This window comes from Delftia sp. NA_296.1, from assembly GCF_052692095.1.
This window is the reverse complement of record NZ_JBQZGF010000010.1, coordinates 19,494-43,634: the sequence shown is the minus strand read 5'-3', so window position 1 is coordinate 43,634 and position 24,141 is coordinate 19,494. Positions and strand designations below refer to the sequence as shown.

Annotated in this window: 24 protein-coding genes and 2 tRNA genes; 12 read left to right on the top strand and 14 right to left on the bottom strand. The window is 63.1% G+C overall.

Going from position 1 to position 24,141, the window contains the following annotated elements; translation table 11 throughout:
• Positions 1-22 precede the first annotated feature (22 nt).
• Both grxD and ACUTR7_RS22640 read left to right on the top strand, forming a co-directional pair.
• The gene (grxD, locus tag ACUTR7_RS22645) at positions 23-346 is read left to right on the top strand and encodes a Grx4 family monothiol glutaredoxin (protein WP_012207276.1); all 324 of its coding nucleotides are present in this window, start codon (positions 23-25) and stop codon (positions 344-346) included.
• 187 nt (positions 347-533) lie between these two features.
• On the top strand, positions 534-1,907 hold the full coding sequence (locus tag ACUTR7_RS22640; protein WP_445609879.1) for a hemolysin family protein: 1,374 nt from the start codon (positions 534-536) through the stop codon (positions 1,905-1,907).
• Positions 1,908-1,961: 54 nt separating this feature from the next.
• On the opposite strand, the gene ACUTR7_RS22635 is transcribed toward ACUTR7_RS22640, so the two are convergent.
• On the bottom strand, positions 1,962-2,615 hold the full coding sequence (locus ACUTR7_RS22635) for a lytic transglycosylase domain-containing protein (RefSeq protein ID WP_071956726.1): 654 nt from the start codon (positions 2,613-2,615) through the stop codon (positions 1,962-1,964).
• Positions 2,612-4,357, bottom strand: coding sequence for a proline--tRNA ligase (locus ACUTR7_RS22630; protein ID WP_141835083.1), 1,746 nt, complete (start codon positions 4,355-4,357; stop codon positions 2,612-2,614). The genes ACUTR7_RS22635 and ACUTR7_RS22630 overlap by 4 nt, the downstream gene beginning before the upstream one ends.
• A 93-nt stretch (positions 4,358-4,450) precedes the next feature.
• Here ACUTR7_RS22630 and ACUTR7_RS22625 point away from each other — a divergent pair, with 93 nt between their 5' ends.
• A complete protein-coding gene (locus ACUTR7_RS22625) occupies positions 4,451-5,140 on the top strand; it encodes an RNA pyrophosphohydrolase (protein ID WP_013800822.1) in 690 nt (229 codons plus the stop codon).
• Positions 5,141-5,206: 66 nt separating this feature from the next.
• On the opposite strand, the gene proB is transcribed toward ACUTR7_RS22625, so the two are convergent.
• From proB to rplU, 4 genes are all read right to left on the bottom strand, one after another.
• The gene (proB, locus tag ACUTR7_RS22620) at positions 5,207-6,355 is read right to left on the bottom strand and encodes a glutamate 5-kinase (protein WP_012207281.1); all 1,149 of its coding nucleotides are present in this window, start codon (positions 6,353-6,355) and stop codon (positions 5,207-5,209) included.
• Positions 6,356-6,438: 83 nt separating this feature from the next.
• Positions 6,439-7,554, bottom strand: a complete 1,116-nt coding sequence (cgtA, locus tag ACUTR7_RS22615; protein WP_012207282.1) for an Obg family GTPase CgtA — start codon at positions 7,552-7,554, stop codon at positions 6,439-6,441.
• A 149-nt stretch (positions 7,555-7,703) separates the two neighbouring features.
• A complete protein-coding gene (gene rpmA, locus ACUTR7_RS22610) occupies positions 7,704-7,961 on the bottom strand; it encodes a 50S ribosomal protein L27 (RefSeq protein WP_012207283.1) in 258 nt (85 codons plus the stop codon).
• 15 nt (positions 7,962-7,976) lie between these two features.
• A complete protein-coding gene (rplU, locus tag ACUTR7_RS22605; protein ID WP_012207284.1) occupies positions 7,977-8,288 on the bottom strand; it encodes a 50S ribosomal protein L21 in 312 nt (103 codons plus the stop codon).
• Between the two features lie 230 nt (positions 8,289-8,518).
• On the opposite strand from rplU, the gene ACUTR7_RS22600 reads away from it, so the two are divergent.
• The 8 genes from ACUTR7_RS22600 to ACUTR7_RS22565 all read left to right on the top strand — a co-directional run bounded on the left by ACUTR7_RS22600 (position 8,519) and on the right by ACUTR7_RS22565 (position 15,332).
• Complete coding sequence (locus ACUTR7_RS22600) at positions 8,519-9,448, top strand: polyprenyl synthetase family protein (protein WP_445609949.1); 930 nt, start codon at positions 8,519-8,521, stop codon at positions 9,446-9,448.
• 33 nt (positions 9,449-9,481) lie between these two features.
• A tRNA-Pro gene (locus ACUTR7_RS22595) sits at positions 9,482-9,558 on the top strand.
• Positions 9,559-9,688: 130 nt separating this feature from the next.
• On the top strand, positions 9,689-11,431 hold the full coding sequence (gene pilB / locus ACUTR7_RS22590) for a type IV-A pilus assembly ATPase PilB (protein ID WP_445609948.1): 1,743 nt from the start codon (positions 9,689-9,691) through the stop codon (positions 11,429-11,431).
• Positions 11,432-11,469: 38 nt separating this feature from the next.
• Positions 11,470-12,687, top strand: a complete 1,218-nt coding sequence (locus ACUTR7_RS22585) for a type II secretion system F family protein (RefSeq protein ID WP_445609878.1) — start codon at positions 11,470-11,472, stop codon at positions 12,685-12,687.
• Positions 12,687-13,580, top strand: coding sequence for a prepilin peptidase (locus ACUTR7_RS22580; RefSeq protein ID WP_445609877.1), 894 nt, complete (start codon positions 12,687-12,689; stop codon positions 13,578-13,580). Before ACUTR7_RS22585 ends, ACUTR7_RS22580 begins: the two co-directional genes overlap by 1 nt.
• Before the next feature lie 14 nt (positions 13,581-13,594).
• Positions 13,595-14,239: a dephospho-CoA kinase gene (gene coaE / locus ACUTR7_RS22575; RefSeq protein ID WP_445609876.1), complete on the top strand. Its 645-nt coding sequence runs from the start codon at positions 13,595-13,597 to the stop codon at positions 14,237-14,239.
• 89 nt (positions 14,240-14,328) lie between these two features.
• Complete coding sequence (gene zapD, locus ACUTR7_RS22570; RefSeq protein ID WP_012207290.1) at positions 14,329-15,084, top strand: cell division protein ZapD; 756 nt, start codon at positions 14,329-14,331, stop codon at positions 15,082-15,084.
• A complete protein-coding gene (locus ACUTR7_RS22565) occupies positions 15,084-15,332 on the top strand; it encodes a DNA gyrase inhibitor YacG (protein ID WP_445609875.1) in 249 nt (82 codons plus the stop codon). Before zapD ends, ACUTR7_RS22565 begins: the two co-directional genes overlap by 1 nt.
• A 10-nt stretch (positions 15,333-15,342) precedes the next feature.
• Here ACUTR7_RS22565 and ACUTR7_RS22560 read toward each other — a convergent pair whose 3' ends face one another.
• From ACUTR7_RS22560 to secA, 4 genes are all read right to left on the bottom strand, one after another.
• Entirely contained in the window at positions 15,343-15,861 is a 519-nt protein-coding gene (locus tag ACUTR7_RS22560) for a (deoxy)nucleoside triphosphate pyrophosphohydrolase (protein WP_043822315.1), read from the bottom strand.
• A 50-nt stretch (positions 15,862-15,911) separates the two neighbouring features.
• Positions 15,912-16,868, bottom strand: coding sequence for an ATP-binding protein (locus ACUTR7_RS22555; RefSeq protein ID WP_279211964.1), 957 nt, complete (start codon positions 16,866-16,868; stop codon positions 15,912-15,914).
• Between the two features lie 165 nt (positions 16,869-17,033).
• Positions 17,034-18,266, bottom strand: coding sequence for a bifunctional glutamate N-acetyltransferase/amino-acid acetyltransferase ArgJ (gene argJ / locus ACUTR7_RS22550; RefSeq protein WP_180318877.1), 1,233 nt, complete (start codon positions 18,264-18,266; stop codon positions 17,034-17,036).
• A 150-nt stretch (positions 18,267-18,416) separates the two neighbouring features.
• On the bottom strand, positions 18,417-21,164 hold the full coding sequence (secA, locus tag ACUTR7_RS22545) for a preprotein translocase subunit SecA (protein ID WP_012207295.1): 2,748 nt from the start codon (positions 21,162-21,164) through the stop codon (positions 18,417-18,419).
• 311 nt (positions 21,165-21,475) lie between these two features.
• Here secA and ACUTR7_RS22540 point away from each other — a divergent pair, with 311 nt between their 5' ends.
• Positions 21,476-21,781, top strand: coding sequence for a hypothetical protein (locus ACUTR7_RS22540; RefSeq protein ID WP_034396930.1), 306 nt, complete (start codon positions 21,476-21,478; stop codon positions 21,779-21,781).
• A 69-nt stretch (positions 21,782-21,850) separates the two neighbouring features.
• On the opposite strand, the gene ACUTR7_RS22535 is transcribed toward ACUTR7_RS22540, so the two are convergent.
• The 4 genes from ACUTR7_RS22535 to ACUTR7_RS22520 all read right to left on the bottom strand — a co-directional run bounded on the left by ACUTR7_RS22535 (position 21,851) and on the right by ACUTR7_RS22520 (position 24,127).
• A tRNA-Thr gene (locus ACUTR7_RS22535) sits at positions 21,851-21,926 on the bottom strand.
• A gap of 98 nt (positions 21,927-22,024) precedes the next feature.
• The gene (locus tag ACUTR7_RS22530) at positions 22,025-22,555 is read right to left on the bottom strand and encodes a ClpXP protease specificity-enhancing factor (RefSeq protein ID WP_445609874.1); all 531 of its coding nucleotides are present in this window, start codon (positions 22,553-22,555) and stop codon (positions 22,025-22,027) included.
• A gap of 101 nt (positions 22,556-22,656) precedes the next feature.
• A complete protein-coding gene (locus ACUTR7_RS22525) occupies positions 22,657-23,268 on the bottom strand; it encodes a glutathione S-transferase N-terminal domain-containing protein (RefSeq protein ID WP_012207298.1) in 612 nt (203 codons plus the stop codon).
• A gap of 103 nt (positions 23,269-23,371) precedes the next feature.
• Positions 23,372-24,127, bottom strand: a complete 756-nt coding sequence (locus ACUTR7_RS22520; RefSeq protein ID WP_012207299.1) for a cytochrome c1 — start codon at positions 24,125-24,127, stop codon at positions 23,372-23,374.
• Between the last annotated feature and the right edge of the window lie 14 nt (positions 24,128-24,141).

The window sequence follows — 24,141 nt, the reverse complement described above, 5'->3', positions numbered from 1 at the left end:
ACGACCCCGGAGCACCACACAGATGAGCGACACCCAGCAACGCATCGACCAACTGGTCAAGAGCAACAACATCCTGCTGTTCATGAAGGGCAGCGCCAGCTTTCCCATGTGCGGTTTCTCTGGCCGCGCCATCCAGATCCTCAAGGCCTGCGGCGTGGAAACCAAGGACATCTCCACCGTCAACGTGCTGGAAGACCAGGAAATCCGTCAGGGCATCAAGGACTACAGCAACTGGCCCACGATCCCCCAGCTCTACGTGCAGGGCGAGTTCATCGGCGGCTCGGACATCATGATGGAGATGTACGAGTCGGGCGAGCTGCAGCAGCTGCTGGCACCCAAGGCCTGAGCCTTATCGCACCACGCGCCTTCGGCGCAGCATCGAGCCACCTTCGGGTGGCTTTTTTTCGCCTGCGCCGCGCTGCCGGCGGACTCCCCGGGCATGCCTCAGGGCCAGGGGCATGCGATGTGTGGTCGAATGGTCACATCTTTCACATCCGGAAAAGCGCGCCTGCGCCCGCTTCTCCGCCCTGCCTATGAGTCTGTCCCAAAGTCTGCTGTTGATCGTCGCGCTGATATTGACCAGTGCCTTCTTCTCCGTGGCCGAGATCTCGCTGGCCGCCTCGCGGCGCCTGCGACTGCGGCAGATGACGGAGGACGGCGAACCCCGCGCCGAACTGGTCATGAAGATGCAGGCCCAGCCGGGCGAATATTTCACGGTCACGCAGATTGGGCTCAATGCCGTCGCCATCCTGGGCGGCGTGGTGGGCGAAGGGGCATTGACCCCCTATCTGGCCGAGCTGCTGATGCTCTGGCTGCCCGACAGCCGTGCGCAGACCGTGGGCTTCCTGCTCTCGTTCGCCAGCGTCACCTCCCTGTTCATCCTGTTCGCCGACCTGCTGCCCAAGCGCCTGAGCATGGCCGAGCCCGAGGCCCTGGCCATCCGCGTGCTGCGCCCCATGCTCTGGTGCATGGCGGTGCTCAAGCCCTTGGTCTGGTGCTTCAACCATCTGGCCGACGCCGTTGCCAAGCTGTTCGGCCTGCCCACGGTGCGCGATGACCGTATCACGCACGAAGACATCCTGGCCATGACCGAAGCCGGAGCGCGCGCAGGCGTGCTGGCCGCGAAGGAGCAGCAGGTGATCGCCAACCTGTTCGAGCTGGACTCGCGCACCATCGGCTCGGCCATGACGCAGCGCGACCGCATCGCCTACTTCCACCGCGACGACCCCGATGAACTGATCCGGGTCCGCATTGCCGAGGAGCCTTTTTCCACCTACCCCGTCTGCGACGGCGACATCGACCACATCGTCGGCTATGTCGATGCCAAGGACCTGTTCCAGCGCGCGCTGAACAACCAGTCCCTGTCGCTCATGGACGATTCGCTGATCCACAAGGTGCTGGTCGTGCCGGACCGCCTGACGCTGGCCGAGGTGCTGGAGCAGTTCCGCCAGGTGCATGAGGACTTTGCCGTCATCGTCAACGAATACAGCCTGGTGGTCGGCGTGGTCACGCTCAATGACGTGATGAGCACGGTGATGGGCGGCCTCGTCAGCCCCGGCGACGAGGAACAGATCCTGCGCCGCGACGAGAACTCCTGGTTGATCGATGGCGTCACGCCGGTCGAGGATGTGATGCAGGCCCTGGAGCTCGACGAGCTGCCGCATTCCGAGGACTACGAAACCCTGGGGGGCTTCCTCATGGTCATGCTTCGGCGCATTCCCAGGCGCACGGACACCGTGCAATGGGGCGGCTACCGCTTCGAGGTCATGGATGTGGACAGCTACCGCATCGACCAAGTCCTGGTCACGCGCATGTCCGGCAGCAGCCCGGCCGCGCCGCCCAATGCAGGCGATACGGCCGCCGCCGTGGCCAAGGTGTCCAGCATGTCGCCGGACACGTCGTCCTGAAAACGCAGCAAGACAGGCCTGCAGGACTGCCGCCAGGCGCCAGCCTGCGGCCCCTCAGGCCGAGCGCGAGGGCTCGATCTCCCAGCGGCGCTGCGCAGCAAACACCGCATTCGGGTATTGGGGCTGCCCCCGGCTGCCGTTGTAGCGGCCCAGCGCCATGTAGGCATCGCCGTTTTCACGGTCCAGATAGTGGCGCAGGATGACGCAGCCAAAGCGCAGATTGGTCTGCATATGGAACAGCTTGCCGATGTCGCCATCGCCGATCAGCCGCATCCAGAACGGCATGATCTGCATGTAGCCGCGCGCGCCCACGCTGGAGATGGCGAACTTGCGGAACGCGCTCTCCACCTGCACCAGTCCCATCACCAGCGAGACTTCCAGGCCGGCACGCTTCGCCTCGTACCAAACGGTCTGCAGGAACTCCAGCCGTGTTGCAAGTTCGGGCTTGCGCGAGCGCAGGCGCTCGCTGCTGGCGGTGAGCCAGCGCAGGTAGTCCATGCGGGCCTCGGTGGAGGCAAAGCGCAGCTCGGGCGGCGCCGATCCCGTGACGGCCGAACTCAGCGCGGTGCGCACCGAATCGGCCAGCGGCTCTTCCAGCTGCCCGCCGGCCCAGGCGGGCGCGGCCACCGCGCCCAGCAACGGCGCAGCACCCAGCGAAGCCGCCAGGCGCAGGCAATCGCGGCGCGCCATCACGGGGGCCTGGCTCACAGACCCAGCCTCTGCTTGAGATGGCCCAGCACATCGGCAGCGGCCATCTTGGTCGCTTCCGTGTCGCGGCGATGCTGGTACTCGACCTGGCCTTCCTTGAGGCCGCGGTCGGACAGCACCACGCGGTGCGGCACGCCAATCAGTTCCCAGTCGGCAAACATGGCGCCCGGGCGTTCGCCGCGGTCGTCCAAGATCACGTCCACGCCCAGTGCCAGCAGCTCGGCATGCAGCTTCTCGGCGGCTTCCTTCACGGGCTCGCTGCGGTCCATGCCGATGGGGCAGACCACCACGGTGAAGGGTGCAATCGCGTCGGGCCAGATGATGCCGCGCTCATCATGGTTCTGCTCGATGGCGGCAGCGGGCAGGCGTGTCACGCCAATGCCGTAGCAACCCATTTCAAACAGCGAGGGCTTGCCGTTCTCGGCCAGGAAGGTGGCGTTCATGGCCTGGGAGTACTTGGTGCCCAGGTAGAACACATGGCCCACTTCAATGCCGCGCTCGATGGCCAGCTCGCCCGCGCCATCGGGGGACTTGTCGCCGGCCACCACATTGCGCAGGTCGGCCACGACATCAGGCTCAGGCAGGTCACGGCCGAAGTTCACGCCGGTGATGTGGAAGTCGGCCTCGTTCGCGCCGCAGACCCAGTCGGCCATCACGGCGACCTCGCGGTCCACGACCAGCTTCACAGGCTGCTTCAGGCCGATGGGGCCCAGGTACCCGGGCTGGCAACCGAAGTGCTCCTCGATCTCGGCCACCGTGGCAAAGCGGAAGCCCACGTCCAGGCCAGGCACCTTGGCCACCTTGATCTCGTTCATCTCATGGTCGCCACGCAGCAGCAGCAACCAGACCTGGCTTCCCGCCACATCGCCCTTGTCGTCGAGCTTGTCGGTGGCCAGCACCAGGGACTTCACCGTCTGCGACAGCGGCAGGCCCAGCTGGGCAGCCACGGATTCGCAGGTGCTGTTGCCCGGCGTTGCCACACGGGCCATGGCCTGGGCTGCAGCGGGACGGGGGCCTACAGGCGCCAGGGCCTCGGCCTTCTCGATATTGGCGGCGTAGTCGCTGCTGGGGCAGTAGACGATGGCGTCTTCGCCCGTGGAGGCGATCACCTGGAATTCCTCGCTCAGATCACCGCCGATGGCGCCGCTGTCGGCACGCACGGCACGGTACTGCAGGCCGAAGCGATCGAAGATGCGCTTGTAGGCCGCGCGCATGGTCTGGTAGCTGATCTGGGCGGTGTCGCGGTCCTTGTCGAAGGAATAGGCGTCCTTCATGATGAACTCGCGGCCGCGCATCAGGCCAAAGCGCGGGCGGCGCTCATCGCGGAACTTGGTCTGGATCTGGTAGAAATTCTTGGGCAGTTGCTTGTAGCTCTTAAGCTCCTGGCGCGCAATGTCCGTCACCACCTCTTCGCTGGTGGGCTGGATCACGAAGTCACGGCCATGGCGGTCCTTGATGCGCAGCAGCTCGGGACCCATCTTCTCGAAGCGGCCGGTCTCCTCCCACATCTCGGCAGGCTGGACCACGGGCATGGTCACTTCCACGGCACCGGCACGGTTCATTTCCTCGCGCACGATGGCCTCGACCTTGCGGATCACGCGCAGCCCCATGGGCATGTAGTTATAGATGCCTGCGCCCAGCTTCTTGATCAGGCCGGCCCGCGTCATGAGCTTGTGGCTGACCACTTCGGCATCGGCCGGAGCTTCCTTGAGAGTGGAGATGAAAAATTGGGAGGCTTTCATGGATCAGGGGCTTCGCGGGAATCGGGGCAGCGTGCTTGCCGCTGGCAAGGCACCGTGCATAATGGACACAATTCAGAAAATTGGGGTTCGATTATGCTTGACCGGGACGGATTTCGCCCGAACGTCGGCATCATCCTGCTCAACCAAAAGAACCAGGTGTTCTGGGGCAAGCGCATCCGCACCCACAGCTGGCAGTTTCCACAGGGCGGCATTGACCGGGGGGAGACACCCGAACAGGCCATGTTCCGGGAACTGCATGAGGAAGTGGGGTTGATGCCCAACCACGTTCGCGTGGTCGCCCGCACCCGGGACTGGTTGCGCTACGAGGTGCCAGACCGGTACATCCGCCGCGATGCGCGCGGACACTACAAAGGCCAGAAGCAGATCTGGTATTTGCTGCAACTCATGGGTCACGACTGGGATTTGAACCTGCGTGCCACCGACCACCCCGAATTCGACGCCTGGCGCTGGAATGACTACTGGGTGCCACTGGATGTGGTGGTGGAGTTCAAACGCGGCGTCTACGAGATGGCCCTGACCGAGCTGGCACGCTTTCTGCCACGGGGCGAGCAGCAGCGCAACCGCTATCTTCGCAGCGGCATGCGCCCCAGGGAAGCCCATGAAACAGGTCCCGAAACCTATGGCGCTCCAGGCTTGCATCCGGCGCGCTCAGGCAGCTTTCGCGTCAATCCCGGTATGGAGTTGCCGCCTGGTGCCTGCTTCGACCCTGATCCACAGTCAGGGCAGCAGCAGATCTTGCACCCCGATCCAGGCAAGGCCTGAAGCCAAAGGCTCCATGCAAAAGCGCACCCGAGGGTGCGCTTTTTCTTTGCCCCGATTGCGCAGGCATCAGTGCCCGGCAATCACCATGTTGTCGCGGTGCACCATCTCCGGGCCTGCGGAATAGCCCAGCAGGCGCTCGATCTCCACCGAGCTCTTACGACAAAGCAGACGCGCCTCGGCACTTGCATAGTTGGCCAGACCACGCGCCACCTCGATGCCCAGCGCATCGCGCACGGCAATCACATCGCCGCGGGCGAATTCGCCATCCACATTCACCATGCCGATGGGCAGCAGGCTCTTGCCTTCGTCGCGCAGCTTGGCCACGGCACCGGCATCCACGGACACGGAACCGCGCAGTTGCAGATGGTCGGCAATCCACTGCTTGCGCGCCTGGTTCTTGTGGGTCTGCGCAACGAGCAGCGTGCCAATGGACTCGCCCGCAGCCAGACGCACCAGCACGTCCTGTTCACGCCCCCAGGCGATGACGGTTGAAGCACCCGAGCCCGCCGCACGCTTGGCCGCGAGGATCTTGGTGATCATCCCACCCTTGCCGATGGACGAGCCCGCACCGCCCGCCATCTCCTCCAGTGCAGGATCGCCGGCATTTGCCACGTCGATGAAACGCGCATCGGGATTGCTGCGCGGATCTGCGCTGTAAAGGCCTCGCTGATCGGTCAGGATGACCAGGGCATCGGCTTCGATCAGATTGGCCACCAAAGCACCGAGGGTGTCGTTGTCGCCGAACTTGATCTCATCGTTGACCACGGTGTCGTTCTCGTTGATCACCGGCACGATGCCCAGCTCCAGCAGCGTCAGCAAGGTGTTGCGCGCATTCAGATAGCGCTCGCGGTCCGCCAGGTCGGCATGCGTGAGCAGCACCTGGGCACTGCCCATGCCCTGCTCGCGCAGCTTGGACTCGTACATCTGTATCAGCCCCATCTGGCCCACGGCTGCAGCGGCCTGCAGCTCATGGATCTCCTTGGGCCGCGCGGCCCAGCCAAGGCGCTTCATGCCTTCAGCCACCGCCCCGCTGGAGACCATGATCACCTCGCGCCGCTGACCGCCATGGCTCTCATCCCCACGCACCAGGGCCGCCAGCTGGCGGCTCCATTCCTGGATCGCGGCCTCATCAAGACCGCGACCTTCATTGGTCACCAGGCTGGAGCCGACCTTGACCACGATGCGATGGGCATCACGCAACAAGTTGGAAGACATGGATGGATAGTGATTCTTGCAGCGCAGGCCCAGGCAGGCCGCGCCGCTGTTGTGATCAAGGCGATGGGAGCGGCAGGCGGCTCTTACTCGGAATCGCGGGGGGCAAAACGCGGATCGGTGAGATCCACGCCATCGCCCTCGACTTCGACGAAGCGCGGATCGATTTCCTTGGGACCGGCCTCGATCTGCTGCTGCTCATGCACATGTTTGTAGATGGTGCGGATCAGCACTTCACAGCCTTCGCGCGTCAGGGCGGAAATCTCGAAGACCGGCCCCTTCCACTTGAAGCGCTTGACGAAGTCCTTGACGCGTGCGGCGCGCTCCTCGGCCGGCACCATGTCCAGCTTGTTGAGCACCAGCCAGCGCGGCTTGTTGTACAGCTCGGCATCGTACTTCTGCAGCTCGCCCACGATGGCCTTGGCCTGGGCCACAGGATCCACGCTGTCATCGAACGGCGCCAGGTCCACCACATGCAGCAGCAATCGGGTGCGCTGCAGATGGCGCAGGAACTGGTGACCCAGGCCCGCACCTTCCGAGGCGCCTTCGATCAGGCCTGGGATGTCGGCCACCACAAAGCTCTGCTCGGCAGCGACGCGCACCACGCCCAAATTGGGATGCAGCGTGGTGAACGGGTAGTCGGCAATCTTGGGACGCGCATTGGAGACCGCAGCAATGAAGGTGGACTTGCCCGCATTGGGCATGCCCAGCAGACCCACGTCGGCCAGTACCTTGAGCTCCAGCTTGAGATTCTTGCGCTCGCCAGGCCAGCCCGGTGTCTTTTGCCGAGGCGCGCGGTTGATGGCGCTCTTGAAGCGCAGGTTGCCGTAGCCGCCGTCGCCACCCTTGGCAATGGTGACCACCTCACCGGCCGTCAGCAGCTCGTAGAGCACCTCGCCGGTTTCGGCATCACTGATGATGGTGCCAACCGGCATGCGCAGCGTGATGTCGTTGCCCGCCGCACCAAACATGTCCGAGCCCTTGCCGTGCTCACCGCGCGTGGCATCGTGCCGGCGCGAGAAGCGGTAGTCCACCAGAGTGTTGAGGTTGACATCGGCCACCGCGTAGACATGGCCGCCACGGCCACCGTCTCCACCATCGGGACCGCCAAATTCCTTGTATTTTTCGTGCCGGAATGACACGCAGCCATTGCCGCCGTCACCGGCGGAAATGTCGATATAAGCTTCGTCGACGAACTTCATGAGGCATCCAGTTTACAAAAAGCAGTGTGCACCAGACAGCCCCAGGCCACACCTCAGAGACGGAAAAGAGGGCGAAGGCACGATGCACAACCCTCCTGAAACGACAAAGCCCCGACAGGTCGGGGCTTCGAGCGTCGAAGTGACAGGGCTTAGGCAGCCGTCACATTGACCGTGTGCTTGGACAGTGCACCCTTGACAGCAAACGACACGTGGCCGTCCACCAGAGCGTACAGGGTGTGGTCCTTGCCCACACCGACGTTGTCGCCGGGATGGAACTTGGTGCCACGTTGGCGCACGATGATCGAGCCGGCCGTGATCAGTTCACCACCGAAAGCCTTCACGCCGAGCATTTTGGGCTTGGAATCGCGCCCGTTTCGCGTAGAGCCGCCGCCTTTTTTCTGTGCCATGACTCAGCTCCTGAATTAAGCAGCGATCGCCACGATCTGCAGCTCTGTGAACTGCTGGCGATGGCCTTGGCGCTTCTGATAATGCTTACGACGGCGCATCTTGAAGATGTGCACTTTGTCGTGCTTGCCGTGAGCAACCACGGTTGCCTTGACAGACGCACCGGACACCAGAGGTGTGCCGACCTTGATTTCAGCGCCGTTGCCGACTGCCAGAACCTGATCGATCACAACTTCTTGGCCTACGTCCGCAGCAATCTGTTCTACCTTGATCTTTTCGCCGGCTGCAACGCGATACTGCTTGCCGCCGGTTTTTATGACTGCGTACATTTAAACCTCTTGAATTTGAGAGTTCCGCGAACGAATTTCCACGGAAGCCGGAGATTCTAGCACGCACTCACATTCTTTGCATGAAGCGCTCCCACCCCGCACCCAAACAACCGCCAGAGCGGGCCGCAGGCGGGATCGCTCTTCCTATAATTGCCGATCCACTTGGCGGCCACAGTACCTTGACCACAGCTCTCTCCACCCCCAATCCGCTTGCCCTGATCACTGACGACATGCGCGAGGTGGATCATGTGATCGCCCAGCGCCTGACGACCACCGTCCCGCTGATTGCCCAGATCTCCCAGTACATCATTGCTGCAGGCGGCAAGCGCCTTCGCCCGGCCCTGCTGCTCATGGTCTGCAATGCGCTGGGCTACGAAGGCAGGGACAGGCATGCCCTGGCGGCCGTGGTCGAGCTGATTCATACCGCCACTCTGCTGCACGACGACGTGGTGGACGAGTCCACCCTGCGCCGTGGCCGCCCGACGGCCAACGAGACCTTCGGCAATCCGGCCAGCGTGCTGGTCGGCGACTTCCTGCACTCGCGCTCCTTCCAGATGATGGTGGAAGTGGGCAGCATGCGTGTGCTCAAGATCCTCTCGGACGCCACCAACGTGATCGCCGAGGGCGAGGTCCAGCAGCTCATCAACACGCACGATGCCTCGCTGGACGAAGCTGGCTACCTGCACGTCATCCGCTCCAAGACCGCCCAGTTGTTCGAGGCCAGCGCCCAGCTGGGCGCCGTGCTGGCCGACGCCCCCCGCGAGATCGAACAGGCCTGCGCCATCTATGGCCAGGCCCTGGGCACCGCCTTCCAGATCATTGACGACGTGCTCGACTACACAGGCGACACCCAGGAAATGGGCAAGAACCTGGGCGACGACCTGCGCGAAGGCAAGTGCACCCTGCCGCTGATTGCCGCCATGCAGCGCGGCACACCGGAGCAGGCCGCCATCGTGCGCAACGCCATCGAGCAGGGCTCAACCGAGCAGTTGTCTGCCGTGGTGGATATCGTGCGCAGCACAGGCGCGCTGGACGTGGCACGCGAGGCTGCACACGCCGAGGCACGCCGCGCCATCGATGCAATAAATGTGCTCCCGAGCAATTTGCATACGGCAAGTTTGCTACAATTAGCGTCTCAGCTTTTGGAGCGACGCACCTGATTTCAGGCTGCATTGCTTTGTCTACAAAAGCAACGGGGTGTAGCTTAGCCTGGTAGAGCGCTACGTTCGGGACGTAGAGGCCGGAGGTTCGAATCCTCTCACCCCGACCATTTCTGGTCACTTCATCACCACGCCACCATTGAGCCAGGTTCAAGACCTGGGTGCGCAGCAGTGCGTCTGGCCTTTCAAGCCTTCAGGGATGATAGGATAAATGTCCTTTCCTCTCAAACGTCTTGCTACATGGCTGTTGCTGACTCCTCGCTCAAGAATGCTTCCGCTGTTGCATCGCTTCCCGGCATCGGGCGAGCCCTGATATCAGCAGGCAAGGTATCGCAGCAGGCAGCGGAAGCGGCCGCCAGCAAGGCAGTCGCCAATCGCACCTCTTTCCTTGCCGAACTGAGCATCGCCGGCACCCTCTCGGCCCTGGAAGTGGCGGAGACGGTTTCCACCATGTTCAGCGCGCCGCTGCTCGACCTTGATGCGATCGACGCCATGCGCCTGCCGCAAGAGCTGTTGGACGCCAAGATCATCAGCACCTATCGCGTGCTCCCTCTGAGCAAGCGCGGCAACCGCCTCACGGTGGCCACCGCCGACCCGACGCAGCAGGAAGCCGCCGAGCAGATCAAGTTCACCACCCAGCTGGGCGTGGACTGGATCATCGTCGAGGCCGACAAGCTGGAGCGGCTCATCGCGCAGCAGAACAAAAGCTCCAGCGAAGCCAGGGACAGCTACGGTGACAGCGGCGATTTTGAGTTCGGGGACCTCAAACCCGATGACGTTGCCGAAGAAAAGGACAACTCGGCCGCAGCGGACGTCGAGGATGCGCCCATCGTCAAGTTCCTGCACAAGATGCTGCTCGACGCCTTCAACATGCGCGCTTCGGACTTGCATTTCGAGCCCTACGAGCACCAGTACCGCGTGCGCTTTCGCATTGACGGCGAGTTGCGTGAAATTGCATCGCCGCCCATCGCCATCAAGGAGAAGCTGGCCTCGCGCATCAAGGTGATCTCGCGCATGGACATCTCGGAAAAGCGTGTTCCGCAGGACGGGCGAATGAAGCTCAAGGTCGGGCCGGACCGCGTCATCGACTTTCGCGTAAGCACGCTGCCCACACTCTTCGGCGAGAAGATCGTGATCCGTATCCTTGACCCGAGCTCGGCCAAGATGGGCATTGATGCCCTGGGCTACGAACCCGAGGAAAAGGCTCGCCTGATCGAAGCCATCGGGCGCCCCTACGGAATGATTCTGGTGACAGGCCCCACCGGCTCTGGCAAAACGGTGTCGCTGTACACCTGCCTGAACATGCTGAACAAGGCCGGGGTGAACATCGCGACGGCAGAAGACCCCTCGGAAATCAACCTGCCCGGCGTCAACCAGGTCAATGTGAACGAAAAGGCGGGCCTTACCTTTGCGACGGCGCTCAAGGCCTTCCTGCGCCAGGATCCCGACATCATCATGGTCGGTGAAATCCGTGACCTGGAAACCGCCGACATCTCGATCAAAGCCGCGCAGACCGGTCACTTGGTGCTGTCCACGCTGCACACCAACGACGCACCGACCACGTTGACGCGCATGCGCAACATGGGCATTGCCCCCTTCAACATCGCATCGAGCGTGATCCTGATCACCGCCCAGCGGCTGGCCAGGCGCCTGTGCCCCCAGTGCAAGGAGCCTGCGGATATCCCGCGGGAGGCGCTGCTGGAGGCGGGCTATGACGAGGCGGACATCGATGGCAGCTGGGTCACCTACAAGCCCGTGGGCTGCCAGGCATGCAACAACGGCTACAAGGGACGCGTCGGCATCTACCAGGTGATGCCGATCAGCGAGGAAATCCAGCGCATCATCCTGCAGGACGGCAGCGCGCTGGAGATCGCGGCACAGGCCAAGCGTGAAGGCGTTCGGTCTCTGCGCGGATCCGGACTGCACAAGGCCAGACTAGGACTGACCTCGCTCGAAGAAGTGCTGGCAGTCACCAATGAGTAAATAGCGCGAACAGCGCAGACAATAAACGAGGGAGCACGATGGCCACAGCCGCGTCCAAGGGAATCAAGGAATTTGTCTTTGAATGGGAGGGCAAGGATCGCAACGGCAAGATCGTCCGTGGCGAAACCCGGGCCGGAGGCATCAACCAGGTCCAGGCCATGCTGCGCCGCCAGGGCGTGCTCCCCAGCAAGATCAAGAAGCGCCGTACGCGCGGTGGCAAAAGAATCAAACCCAAGGACATCGCGCTGTTTACGCGCCAGATGGCCACAATGATGAAGGCTGGCGTCCCGCTGCTGCAGGCCTTCGACATCGTCGGGCGCGGCAACACCAACCCCAGTGTGACGCGCCTGCTGGCCGATATCCGCTCCGACGTGGAGACAGGCACCTCGCTGAACGCGGCCTATCGCAAGCACCCCATGTACTTCGATAGCCTCTACTGCAACCTGGTGGAGGCGGGCGAAGCGGCCGGTATCCTGGAAGCCCTGCTGGACCGCCTGGCCACGTACATGGAGAAGACCGAGGCCATCAAGTCCAAGATCAAATCGGCGCTTATGTACCCGATCTCGGTCATCGTCGTGGCCTTCATCGTCGTGACCATCATCATGATTTTCGTGATCCCGGCCTTCAAGGAAGTGTTCAGTTCGTTCGGCGCTGACCTGCCGGCGCCGACGCTGCTCGTGATGGGCATCAGCGATGTCTTTGTCCAATGGTGGTGGTTGATCTTCGGCGTGATTGGCGGCGGCCTCTACTTCTTCATGCAGGCCTGGAAGCGCAACGAGCGCATGCAGCAATTCATGGACCGCACGCTGCTGAAGGTGCCGGTCTTTGGCGTGCTGATCGAGAAATCCTGCGTCGCACGCTGGACGCGCACGCTGTCGACCATGTTTGCCGCGGGCGTCCCATTGGTCGAGGCACTGGATTCTGTCGGCGGCGCATCCGGCAATGCCGTGTATGCCAATGCCACGGAAAAGATCCAGCAGGAAGTCTCCACCGGCACCAGCCTCACCGTGGCCATGACCAATGCCAACGTCTTTCCCTCCATGGTGCTGCAGATGTGCGCCATCGGCGAGGAATCCGGCTCCATCGACCACATGCTTGGCAAGGCGGCCGATTTCTACGAGGAAGAGGTCGATGACATGGTGGCTGGCCTGTCCAGCCTGATGGAGCCCATCATCATTGTTTTCCTGGGCACCCTCATCGGCGGCATCGTGGTTTCGATGTATCTGCCCATCTTCAAGCTGGGTCAGGTGGTCTGATGGTTTTGGAACTCTGGATGCAGGCTGCATTGGGCGGCCTGCTGGGCCTGTTGGTTGGCAGCTTTCTCAACGTGGTGGTGCATAGGCTGCCCTGCATGATGGAGCAGCAATGGAATGCGGAATGCGCCCAATGGGCGCAAGAGCAATCTTCCTCCTCCGCCACGCCATCGCCCGCCACAGCGCTGCCGCCTGCCGAGGCACCCCTGAGCCTGAGCCGCCCCCGCTCGCGCTGCCCGCATTGCGGCCATGCCATCCACTGGTACGAGAACATTCCCGTGCTCAGCTATCTGGCGCTGCGGGGCCGGTGCTCGGAATGCAAGGCATCGATCAGCATCCGCTACCCGCTGGTGGAACTGGCCTGCGCTGCGCTATTCGCCTACTGCACGATGCAATGGGGCATCACGCCCACGGGCGCCATCTGGTGCCTGTTCAGCGCCGCCTTGCTGAGCCTGGCGCTGATCGACTGGGATACCACACTGCTCCCCGACGACATCACCCTGCCCTTGCTGTGGGCCGGGCTGCTTTCATCGGCACTGCACTGGACCGCCGTGCCTCTGGCCGACGCGGTCTGGGGTGCTGCAGCGGGCTATCTCTCGCTGTGGCTGGTCTACTGGGCCTTCAAGCTGGTCACCGGCAAGGAAGGCATGGGCTACGGCGACTTCAAGCTGTTTGCCGCGCTGGGGGCCTGGTTCGGCTGGCAGGCTCTTGTGCCCATCATCCTGATCTCGTCCGTGATTGGCGCCATCGTGGGCATTGCGCTGAAAATCAACAGCCGCCTGCGCGAAGGTGGCTATGTTCCCTTTGGCCCCTTTCTTGCGGGCGCCGGCTTTGCCGCCATGGTGTTCGGACCCCAGCAGATGCTGCAATCCCTGTTGGCGGCCATCGGTCTTTGATCCGACACTGCGGCATGGAATCCAGCAACGCCCTGCCACCACGTCCGCACCCGCGCCCTTTCCGGCTGGGCCTGACCGGCGGCATCGGCAGCGGCAAGAGCACCGTGGCCGCACAGCTTGCCTTGCGCGGAGCAAGCATCATCGATGCCGACCAGATCTCGCGCAGCCTCACCGCCCCGGCAGGTGCCGCATTGCCCGAGATTGCGCGCAGCTTCGGACCTGAACTGATCGATGCGAACGGTGCTCTGGACCGTGCGCGCATGCGCGAGCTGGTCTTCCAGCAGCCTGCCGCACGTCAGCAGCTGGAAGCCATCATCCACCCTCTGGTGGCTCGGCAAACGGCCCTTGAAGTCCAGCAGGCCACCGATGGCGGATGCGCGCTCATCGTGCATGACATCCCGCTGCTTGTGGAGTCCGGCCGCTGGCCTGCCCTGCTCGATGCCGTGCTGGTCGTGGACTGCCGGACGGAAACACAGATCGCACGCGTCATGGCCCGCAACGGATTGCCCCGCGATGCCGTGCAAGCCATCATCGCAGCCCAGGCCACCCGCGCGGCACGGCTGGCGGCAGCCGACTGGGTGCTCTACAACGACGAAGCCATGACGATAGAGGCTTTGCACGCATGCACCGATCGAATCTCGGCATGGTTCGGGCTATGATGCACGCCATGGCTTGGCCTGTGCGTGTAATTCAGCATGTGCACGACGTAGACAGCTGATTCCTGAGCACCCCGAGGAGCCCAGCAAGCGTGATCCTGTACGAATATCCCTTCAATGAGCGCCTGAGGACCTACCTCAGGCTGGAGCAGCTGTATCGCCGCCTGGGCGAGCTGCTGTCGCGCGCTCATTCCATCGATCACCATTTCGCGCTGGTCACCATCTTCGAGATCATGGACGTGGCAGCACGCACCGACCTGAAGACGGACGTGCTCAAGGACCTCGAACGCCACAAGAGCCTGCTCGACAGCCTGCGCGGCAACCCCGATATCGCCGAGCACATGCTCGACCAGGTGTCCCGCCATGTGGAGCAGTGCTTTGCCCAGCTCAATGCCCAGAACGGAAAGGCCGGCCAGTCCCTGACCGACAACGAATGGCTGATGGCCGTGCGCAGCCGCATCGGCATCCCTGGCGGCACCTGCGGTTTCGATTTGCCAGCCTATCACGCCTGGCAGTTCCATGACCCCCAGGTGCGACTGCGTGATCTGGAGGACTGGGCCAGCACACTGACCCCGCTGGGTCAGTCGCTGCAGCTGCTGCTCAAGATGCTGCGCGAAACCGGCGTGCCGCAATGGGTGGCCGCAGAAAAGGGCGTGTTCCAGCAGGCCATGCCGCCCGGTCGCAGCTTTCAGCTGCTGCGCCTTCGCATAGACCCGGCATTGAATCTTGTTCCGGAAATCAGCGGCAACCGCCTGCTGGTTTCAGTGCGCCTGCTTCGCCCCGAGAGCGGCGCCAAACCCCAGCCTTGCAGCGAAGATGCCTCGTTCGAGGTCACGCTTTGCAGCTGATGAAAAAGACTGCCGGCATGTCCACGAAAGCCACGCCCTCTGTCGATGCATCATCCGCAGGGCCCACGGTGCGCTGCCCGACCTGCAGCGGCCCCAGCCTGTTCGCGCCGGCCAACCGCTTTCGGCCCTTTTGCAGCGAGCGCTGCTACCAGATCGACCTGGGAGCCTGGGCCAACGAGGAATTCCGCGTGCCTGCGCCCATGCCTCCCGAGGATTCGCCCTTCGGCGACCCTCGCACTGAACCCTGATCAGGCCTGTTCAGACTTTCGGTTGGCCTGCCTCGTAGAAGCCGACATCAAAAGGCAGCCCACGTTCCTCGCTGAGCCATTGCAGCACCGGATAGGCGCCAGGCAGCACCGGCTGCACCTGCAGCGGAAGTTGCTGCCAGGCCATCTGCTGGCCTTCTCGCATCTCGAACTCCCCGCTCCAACGCGTGATCTTGCACCAGTGCAGGCGCACCAGGGCATGCGGATAGTCATGCTCGGTCACCTTCCAGACGGGGGCTGCTGCGATCTCGACGCCCAGCTCTTCCTGAAGCTCGCGACGCAATGCCTGCTCCACGGTCTCGCCGGATTCGATCTTCCCACCAGGGAACTCCCAATAGCCGGCATAGGGCTTGCCAGGCGGCCGGCTGGTGATCAGCAGCGCGCCATCGGACTCGCGCAGGAGCACGCCAACGGCGACTTCGGTGTGCTTGCGCTGGGCCGGCGCTTGAGACGGCGGTTGAGACTGGGCAGCATCGGCGCCGGTGTTCAGGGAGATTTCTTTTTCAGTCACTTGATCTTTCGCAAAAAACCGCCCGGCCCCAAGGCCGGGCAGCAGGCTTGTCAGAGCTCGGCCTCTTCGGCCAGCCCATGGACATCGGCGATGCCGGTCTGGCGCTGGTTCGGGCGCTCGGCGCGGCCCGCATAGTCACGGGCGAACTGATGGGCCACACGGCCGCTGCGCGAGCCACGCTCCAGCGCCCAGACCAGGGCCTCAGGACGCGCGGCCTCGATCGTGGCCTGGTCCAGTCCCAGAGCCTCCAGCCATTGCGCCACCACGCGCAGGTACTCGTCTTGGCTGAAGGGATAGAAGCTCACCCACAGGCCGAAGCGCTCGGACAGGGAGATCTTTTCCTCAATCACCTCGCCGGGATGCAGCTCCCCATCCTCGCCGCGCTGGTAGGTCAGATTCTCGGACTGGTACTCCGGCAGCAGATGGCGGCGATTGCTGGTCGCATAGACCAGCACGTTCGGGCTGGCGGCGCTGACTGATCCATCCAGAATGGACTTCAGGGCCTTGTAGCCAGGCTCGCCTTCCTCAAAGCTCAGATCGTCGCAATAGATGATGAACTTCTCGGGCCGGCCGGCCACCACATCGACGATGTCGGGCAGGTCCGTCAGATCGGCCTTGTCCACCTCGATCAGGCGCAGGCCCTGCGACGCAAAGGCATGCAGGCAGGCACGGATCAGCGAGGATTTGCCCGTGCCGCGCGCGCCGGTGAGCAGCACGTTGTTGGCCGTGCGGCCGGTCACGAACTGCTCGGTGTTGCGCGCGATCTTGTCCTTTTGCACATCGATGTTCTGCAGGTCGGACAGTTGCATGGCGCCGACGTGGCGCACGGGCTCCAGCAGGCCGCAGCCGTTGGCGCGCTTGCGATAGCGCCAGGCGATGGCGGTATTCCAATCTGCGGGGGATTGCAGCGGCTGGGGCAGGATGGCCTCGATGCGCTGCATCAGCTGCTCGGCGCGCTGCACGAGTTGCAGCAAGGGGGCGGCGACGGCTTCTGTGGGCAATGTCATGGATTTCTCTCGAATACGGATCTCACGGCCACCGACGCTGGATATGCCCGGGAATCGAGATGGATCTCATGCCAACGCCAGAGCTTTTGCGCGCCGGCCGCCATTGAAAGCTGGCAGCAGCCAGGCACGAGGCCTGCGGCTGCCGGCGGCACGGTGGGTGGAGAGTCAGGAGCGGTAGTCGGCGTTGATGCTCACGTAGTCGTGGCTCAGATCGCAGGTCCACACGGTCTGCTCGGCCTCCCCTCGGCCCAGTAGCACGCGCACGATGATCTCCTGCTGCTTCATCACGCGCTGGCCGTCTTCCTCCTGATAGGCAGGGTTGCGGCCGCCATTGACTGCGACATGCACATCGTTCAGGTACAGGTCGATCTTGGTCTGGTCCAGATCGTCGATGCTAGCATAGCCAACCGCCGCGAGGATGCGGCCCAGGTTCGGGTCGCTGGCAAAGAACGCCGTCTTGACCAGGGGCGAATGCGCGATGGAATATGCCACCAGGCGGCACTCGGCCTCGGTCTTGCCACCTTCCACCTTGACGGTGATGAACTTGGTGGCACCTTCGCCATCGCGCACGATGGCCTGAGCCAGCAAACGCGACACATCCAGCAATGCAGCCTTCAGGGCCTGGCCTTCGGCGCTGGTCAGCGAAGTGATCTGCGCATTGCCGGCCTTGTGCGTGGCCACCAGCACAAAGGAATCGTTGGTCGATGTGTCGCCGTCGATGGTCACGCGGTTGAACGAGCCGTCGGCCAGTTCCTTGACCAGGGGCTGCAGCAGCTCGGGAGCGATGGCCGCATCGGTGGCCAGAAAGCCCAGCATGGTCGCCATGTTGGGGCGGATCATGCCCGCGCCCTTGCTGATGCCGGTGATGCTCACGCGCTTGCCGCCAATGTCCACGGCCCGGCTGAAGGCCTTGGGCAGCGTGTCGGTGGTCATGATGCCCTCGGCAGCCGTGCCCCAGTTGTCGGCCTTGGCTGCGGCAATGGCGGCCGGCAGGCCGGCTGCAATGCGGTCCACAGGCAGCTCTTCCATGATCACGCCAGTGGAGAACGGCAGGATCTGCTCGGGCTTGAGCTGCAGCAGCGCTGCCAGATCTGCGCAGGTACGGCGCGCACGTGCCAGGCCGTCGGCGCCAGTGCCTGCATTGGCATTGCCTGTGTTGATGACCATGGCACGGATGGCGCCCGCTGTCTGAACCAGATGCTCGCGGCTGACCTGCACAGGCGCTGCGCAGAAACGGTTCTGCGTGAACACGCCAGCCACCGAAGCGCCCTCGTCGAGCAGGAACACGGACAGGTCCTTGCGGTTGGCCTTGCGCACACCGGCTTCGGTGACGCCGATGCGAACGCCGTCGATCGCCAACAGGTCGGCGTGCACGGGAGCGGAGAGATTCACAGGCATTGAGGGGCTTCCTACAGTGAAAGAAAAACGCGCTCCATTATCGGAACAAACCGGAGCGGCACGTATTTCATCGACCTTAAAAAAGAAAACGGCACGGAGTGCATCCGTGCCGTTTTCCGTGTCTTGCAGTGTCTTACGACGCCCGCCGCATCACGACAGCTTGCCGTGGCACTGCTTGTACTTCTTGCCGCTGCCGCAGGGGCAGGGATCATTGCGGCCCACGCGAGCGCCTTCGGGCAGCTCCAGCGGCTCGTCTTCGACGGAGCCACCGATGTCGCCATCCGACGGAGCGCCATAGGTCATGTGCTCCAGGCTGTGGGCGCTGCGCTGCTCCAGGGCCTCGGTGGCCTGCTCCACCTGTTCGCGCGACTGCACCTGCACGGTCATCAGCACGCGCGTGACTTCGGTCTTGACCTGGTCGATGAGCTGGCGGAACAGCTCGAAGGCCTCGCGCTTGTATTCCTGCTTGGGCTGCTTTTGCGCATAGCCGCGCAGGTGAATGCCCTGGCGCAGATAGTCGAGCGCAGACAGGTGGTCACGCCAGTTGGTGTCGAAGCTTTGCAGCAGAACGGCGCGCTGGAATTGCGTGAAGTTCTCGCGGCCGATCAGCTCGACCTTGGCATCGAACACTTCGCGGGCGGCCTGCAGCACCTTTTCGAGTATTTCCTCGTCGGTGATGGCGTGCGCAGACTGCACCTGCGACTGCAGCGGCAGCTGGATGCGCCATTCGCTTTCCAGCGCCTTTTCCAGACCGGCCAGGTCCCACTGCTCTTCCATGGACTCGGCAGGAACGTACTGGCGCACCAGATCGGACACCACGTCGTCGCGCATCACCGTGATCATCTCGTACAGGTCCGAGGCGTCGAGGATCTCGTTGCGCTGCTGGTAGATCACCTTGCGCTGGTCGTTGGACACGTCGTCGTATTCGAGCAGTTGCTTGCGGATGTCGAAGTTGCGGGCCTCGACCTTGCGCTGCGCACCTTCGATGGAGCGGGTCACGATGCCGGCTTCGATGGCTTCGCCATCGGGCATCTTCAGGCGGTCCATGATGGCGCGCACACGGTCGCCCGCGAAGATGCGCATCAGCGCATCGTCCAGGCTCAGGTAGAAACGCGAGGAGCCGGGGTCGCCCTGGCGGCCCGAACGGCCACGCAGCTGGTTGTCGATACGGCGCGATTCATGGCGCTCGGTGGCGATGATGCGCAGGCCACCCAGGGCCGAGACCTTGTCGTGCTCGATCTTCCAGTCGGCGCGCATTTGTTCAATGCGCTGCTGGCGTTCGGCTTCGGACAGGGATTCATCGGCCTCGACAGCAGCCACCTGCTTTTCGATGTTGCCGCCCAGCACGATGTCGGTACCGCGGCCGGCCATGTTGGTGGCGATGGTGATCATGCCGGGACGACCGGCCTGGGCCACGATGTCGGCCTCGCGCTCGTGCTGCTTGGCGTTGAGCACCTGGTGGGGCAGGTTTTCCTTGTTGAGCAGCTCGTCGATGATTTCGGAGTTCTCAATCGAAGTCGTGCCCACCAGCACGGGCTGGCCGCGCTCATAGCATTCACGGATATCGCGGATCGCCGCCTCGTACTTCTCGCGCGTGGTCTTGTAGACACGGTCGAGCTGGTCGTCGCGCTTGCTGGGGCGGTTGGGCGGAATCACCATGGTCTCGAGACCATAGATTTCCTGGAATTCGTAGGCCTCGGTATCGGCCGTGCCCGTCATGCCAGCCAGCTTGCCGTAGAGACGGAAGTAGTTCTGGAAGGTGATCGAGGCCATGGTCTGGTTCTCGGCCTGGATGGTTACGCCTTCCTTGGCCTCGACCGCCTGGTGCAGGCCGTCGCTCCAGCGCCGGCCTGCCATCAGGCGGCCCGTGAACTCGTCAACGATGACGATCTCGCCGTTCTGCACCACATAGTGCTGGTCACGATGGTAGAGGTTGTTGGCACGCAGCGCCGCGTAGAGATGGTGGACCAGGGTGATGTTGGCCGGGTCGTACAGCGAGGCGCCCTCGGCAATCATGCCGGCGTGGCCCAGCAGGCGCTCTGCGGCCTCGTAACCCTGGTCGGTTAGGAACACCTGGTGGCTCTTCTCGTCCACGGTGAAGTCGCCGGGCTTGGTCACGCCTTCGCCGGTGCGCGGGTCGGCCTCGCCTTCCTGGCGCACCAGGTTGGGAACGATCTTGTTCATGGCCACGTACATGGCCGTGTGGTCTTCGGCCTGGCCGCTGATGATCAGCGGCGTGCGGGCCTCATCGATCAGGATGGAGTCCACCTCGTCGACGATGGCGTAGTTGAGCACGCGCTGAACGCGGTCGCCCGACTCGTAGACCATGTTGTCGCGCAGGTAGTCGAAGCCGTATTCGTTGTTCGTGCCGTAGGTGATGTCGCTGTTGTAGGCGGCCTGCTTTTCCTCGCGCGGCATGTTGGGCAGGTTGATGCCCACCGACAGTCCGAGGAAGTTGTACAGCTTGGCCATCCAGGTCGCATCGCGATTGGCCAGATAGTCGTTCACGGTCACCACGTGCACGCCATTGCCCGACAGTGCGTTCAGGTAGACCGGCAGCGTGGCGGTCAGCGTCTTGCCTTCGCCGGTGCGCATTTCGGCGATCTTGCCGTAGTGCAGCGCCATGCCGCCCAGCAGCTGAACGTCGAAGTGGCGCATCTTCATGACGCGCTTGGAGCCCTCGCGCACCACGGCGAAGGCTTCGGGCAGCAGGTCGTCCAGCGACTCGCCCTTGGCCACACGTTCCTTGAACTCCTGCGTCTTTGCACGCAGAGCCTCGTCGCTGAGCTTCTCGTAGTCGGGCTCCATCGCATTGATGCGAACAACCGTCTTGCGGTATTGCTTGAGAAGCCGATCGTTTCGGCTGCCGAATAGTTTGGTGAGGAAGTTGGTGGCCATGCGAAAAAGACACACCGCCGCCCGCTGAAGCGGACTGCGGTGTGCCTGGAATCCCTAGATTGTTGGATTTCAGATGGGGCCGCTCCACCTGCCTGCAAGTGCTCTTCTGAAGAACACATGCGACCGGGCCGAAGCGAGAACCGAACAATTGATTCTAACTGCCTCTGTCCAACCCTCTCTCAGGCAGGCCGACGCATGCAGCCGCACAGCCCCGAACCCGAATCCACGGACCCGCGCCACCCCGCAGATGCTGCTATAACGACCCTCCGGGCCGGCGCATGCCAACGCTGCCAGTCCAGCCCTTCAAGCCCATGACCTTCACACGCCGCCACCACGCCGTCACCGCCCTGCACGCCGTCGAGAACTCGCCCACGCTGGCGCGGCTCGCACAGCTCACGCGGGACTCCAGCAATCGCCTGACGGCCATCCTGCCCCTGGTGCCGCCGCTGCTGCGCGCCAGCCTGCAGGCGGGCCCCATCGAGGGCAGTACTTGGTGCCTGCTGGTGCGAAACAATGCGGCCGCCGCCAAGATCCGCCAGTTGCTGCCCGCCATGGCAGCCCACCTGCGCACCAAGGGGTGGGATGTGACCGAGATCCGGCTCAAAGTGCAGGCCTAGTCGGCAGCTGAAACAAACGCGGCCGGAAATGAAGAAAGCAATGAAAAAAGGCCTCCGAAGGAGACCTTTTGGTGCCGGTTGTCGGATTCGAACTGACGACCTACCGCTTACAAGGCGGGTGCTCTACCAACTGAGCTAAACCGGCGAAGCACGAATTCTAGCGCAGAAAAAGACCGCTTCAGCCGTTCCTGGCGCCTGCGAGCCCGCTTGCACGCGTGATCACAGGCCCGGGGTACGAAAAACCTACTTCACCAGCTTCAGCGAGGGCCGCGTGCCCGAGGGCGGCGGCGTGCGCGGGGGCTCTTCATCATCGCCCTCGTTCTGGATACTCACCAGCTGCACCACGCGTTCGTCGGCAGCTGGCCCGGCCGGCACTTCAGCAGCTGCGTCCTGCGACACGGGCTCATCGGATTCCTGCTCGACCGAAACTTCGTTGTCGGCGTCGGCATCCGACTCCGGCGCCGGGAAAGCCATGCCTTGGCCGGTCTCCCGTGCGTAGATGGCCATCACCTGCTCGACAGGCACCATGATTTCGCGTGGCTTGCCGCCAAAGCGGGCCGTGAAGCTGATGAAGTCATTGCCCATCTGCAGGCCGCTGGTGGCGTCGTAGCTGACGTTGAGCACGATCTCGCCGTCGCGCACAAACTCGCGCGGCACCTGCACGTTGCGGTCCACGCGCACTGCGATGTGGGGTGTGAAGCCGTTGTCGGTGCACCACTCGTACAGGGCCCGGATCAGGTAGGGGCGGGTGGAAGTTGCTTCGGGGGCAGTCATGACGATCCCAGGAAAAGAGTGGTCGTAATACGAAAACGGGCAGGATGGCGACCGGTTGACCGCCTTCCCTGCCCGCGCAATCAGTCGTCAACCGATGCGAATTACTTGCGCATCACCTTCTCGGAAGGCGTCAGCGCTTCGATGTAGGCAGGGCGCGAGAAGATGCGCTCGGCGTACTTGAGCAGCGGGGCGGCGTTCTTGGACACCTCGATGCCGTAGTAGTCCAGGCGCCACAGCAGCGGGGCGATGGCCACGTCCAGCATGGAGAAGTTCTCGCCCAGCATGTACTTGTTCTTGAGGAACACGGGAGCCAGTTGCGTCAGGCGGTCGCGGATGTGGGCGCGTGCCTTTTCGATGGCCTTTTCGTTGCCCTTGACGTTGCGCTCCTCGAGCGTGCTCACGTGCACGAACAGTTCCTTCTCGAAGTTCAGCAGGAACAGGCGAACGCGGGCGCGGTCCACCGGGTCGCCGGGCATCAGTTGGGGATGCGGGAAGCGCTCGTCGATGTACTCGTTGATGATGTTCGATTCGTACAGGATCAGGTCGCGCTCGACCAGGATGGGCACCTGGCCGTACGGGTTCATCACGCTGATGTCTTCAGGCTTGCTGAACAGGTCCACATCGCGGATCTCGAAGTCCATGCCTTTTTCGAACAGGACGAAACGGCAACGGTGTGAAAAGGGGCAGGTCGTTCCCGAATAAAGCACCATCATGGTGGAGGCTCCTAAAAATCAAAAAGAGTGGGTCGCTCGCGGCGCCCACTCTGCACACAGTTCAGCCGCGCAATCGCTTGCACGACCTTCTGCAGTCACGGTTTTATTTGACGTCTTTCCAGAACGCGGCGTTGAGGCGCCATGCAATGAAGATGAAGACCGCCAGGAAAAGCAGCACGCCCACGCCAATGCGGATGCGGCTGTTCTGTGCCGGCTCACCCATCCATTGCAGGTAGTTCACCAGATCGCCAACTGCCTGATCGTACTGCACTGGGCTCATGGAGCCGGGAGAGACCTGCTCCCACCCCTTGAAAACCTGGGTCTTCACGCCGTGCTCTTCGGCTTCTTCGAAGATGGCACGGCGCTCGCCCTGCAGTTGCCACAGTGCATGGGGCATGCCCACGCTGGGGAAGGCCAGGTTGTTCCAGCCCGTGGCCTTGGTGTCATCGCGGTAGAAGGTGCGCAGGAAGGTGTAGAGATAGTCGGCGCCCGTGCCGTTGTGGCCTGCGCGCGAGCGCGCGATCACCGTCAGATCCGGCGGATTGGCACCGAACCACTCCTTGGCTTCCTTCGGGTTGATGGCCGCCTTCATGGTCTCGCCCACCTTGTCGGTGGTGAACAGCAGGTTGTCCTTGATTTCCTGCTCGGTCAGCCCGATGTCCTGCAGCCGGTTGAAGCGCATGAATGCGGCCGAGTGGCAGCTCAGGCAGTAGTTGACGAACAGCTTGGCGCCGTTTTGCAGCGATGCCGTGTCATTGGTCTTGCCCGGGGCCTTGTCCCAGGCGATGCCGCCTTCGGAAGCCTGTGCACCGGTCATGATGCCCAGGGCCGCGATCAACGTGAGAATCAGTTTCTTCATTGTTGTTCTCTCCA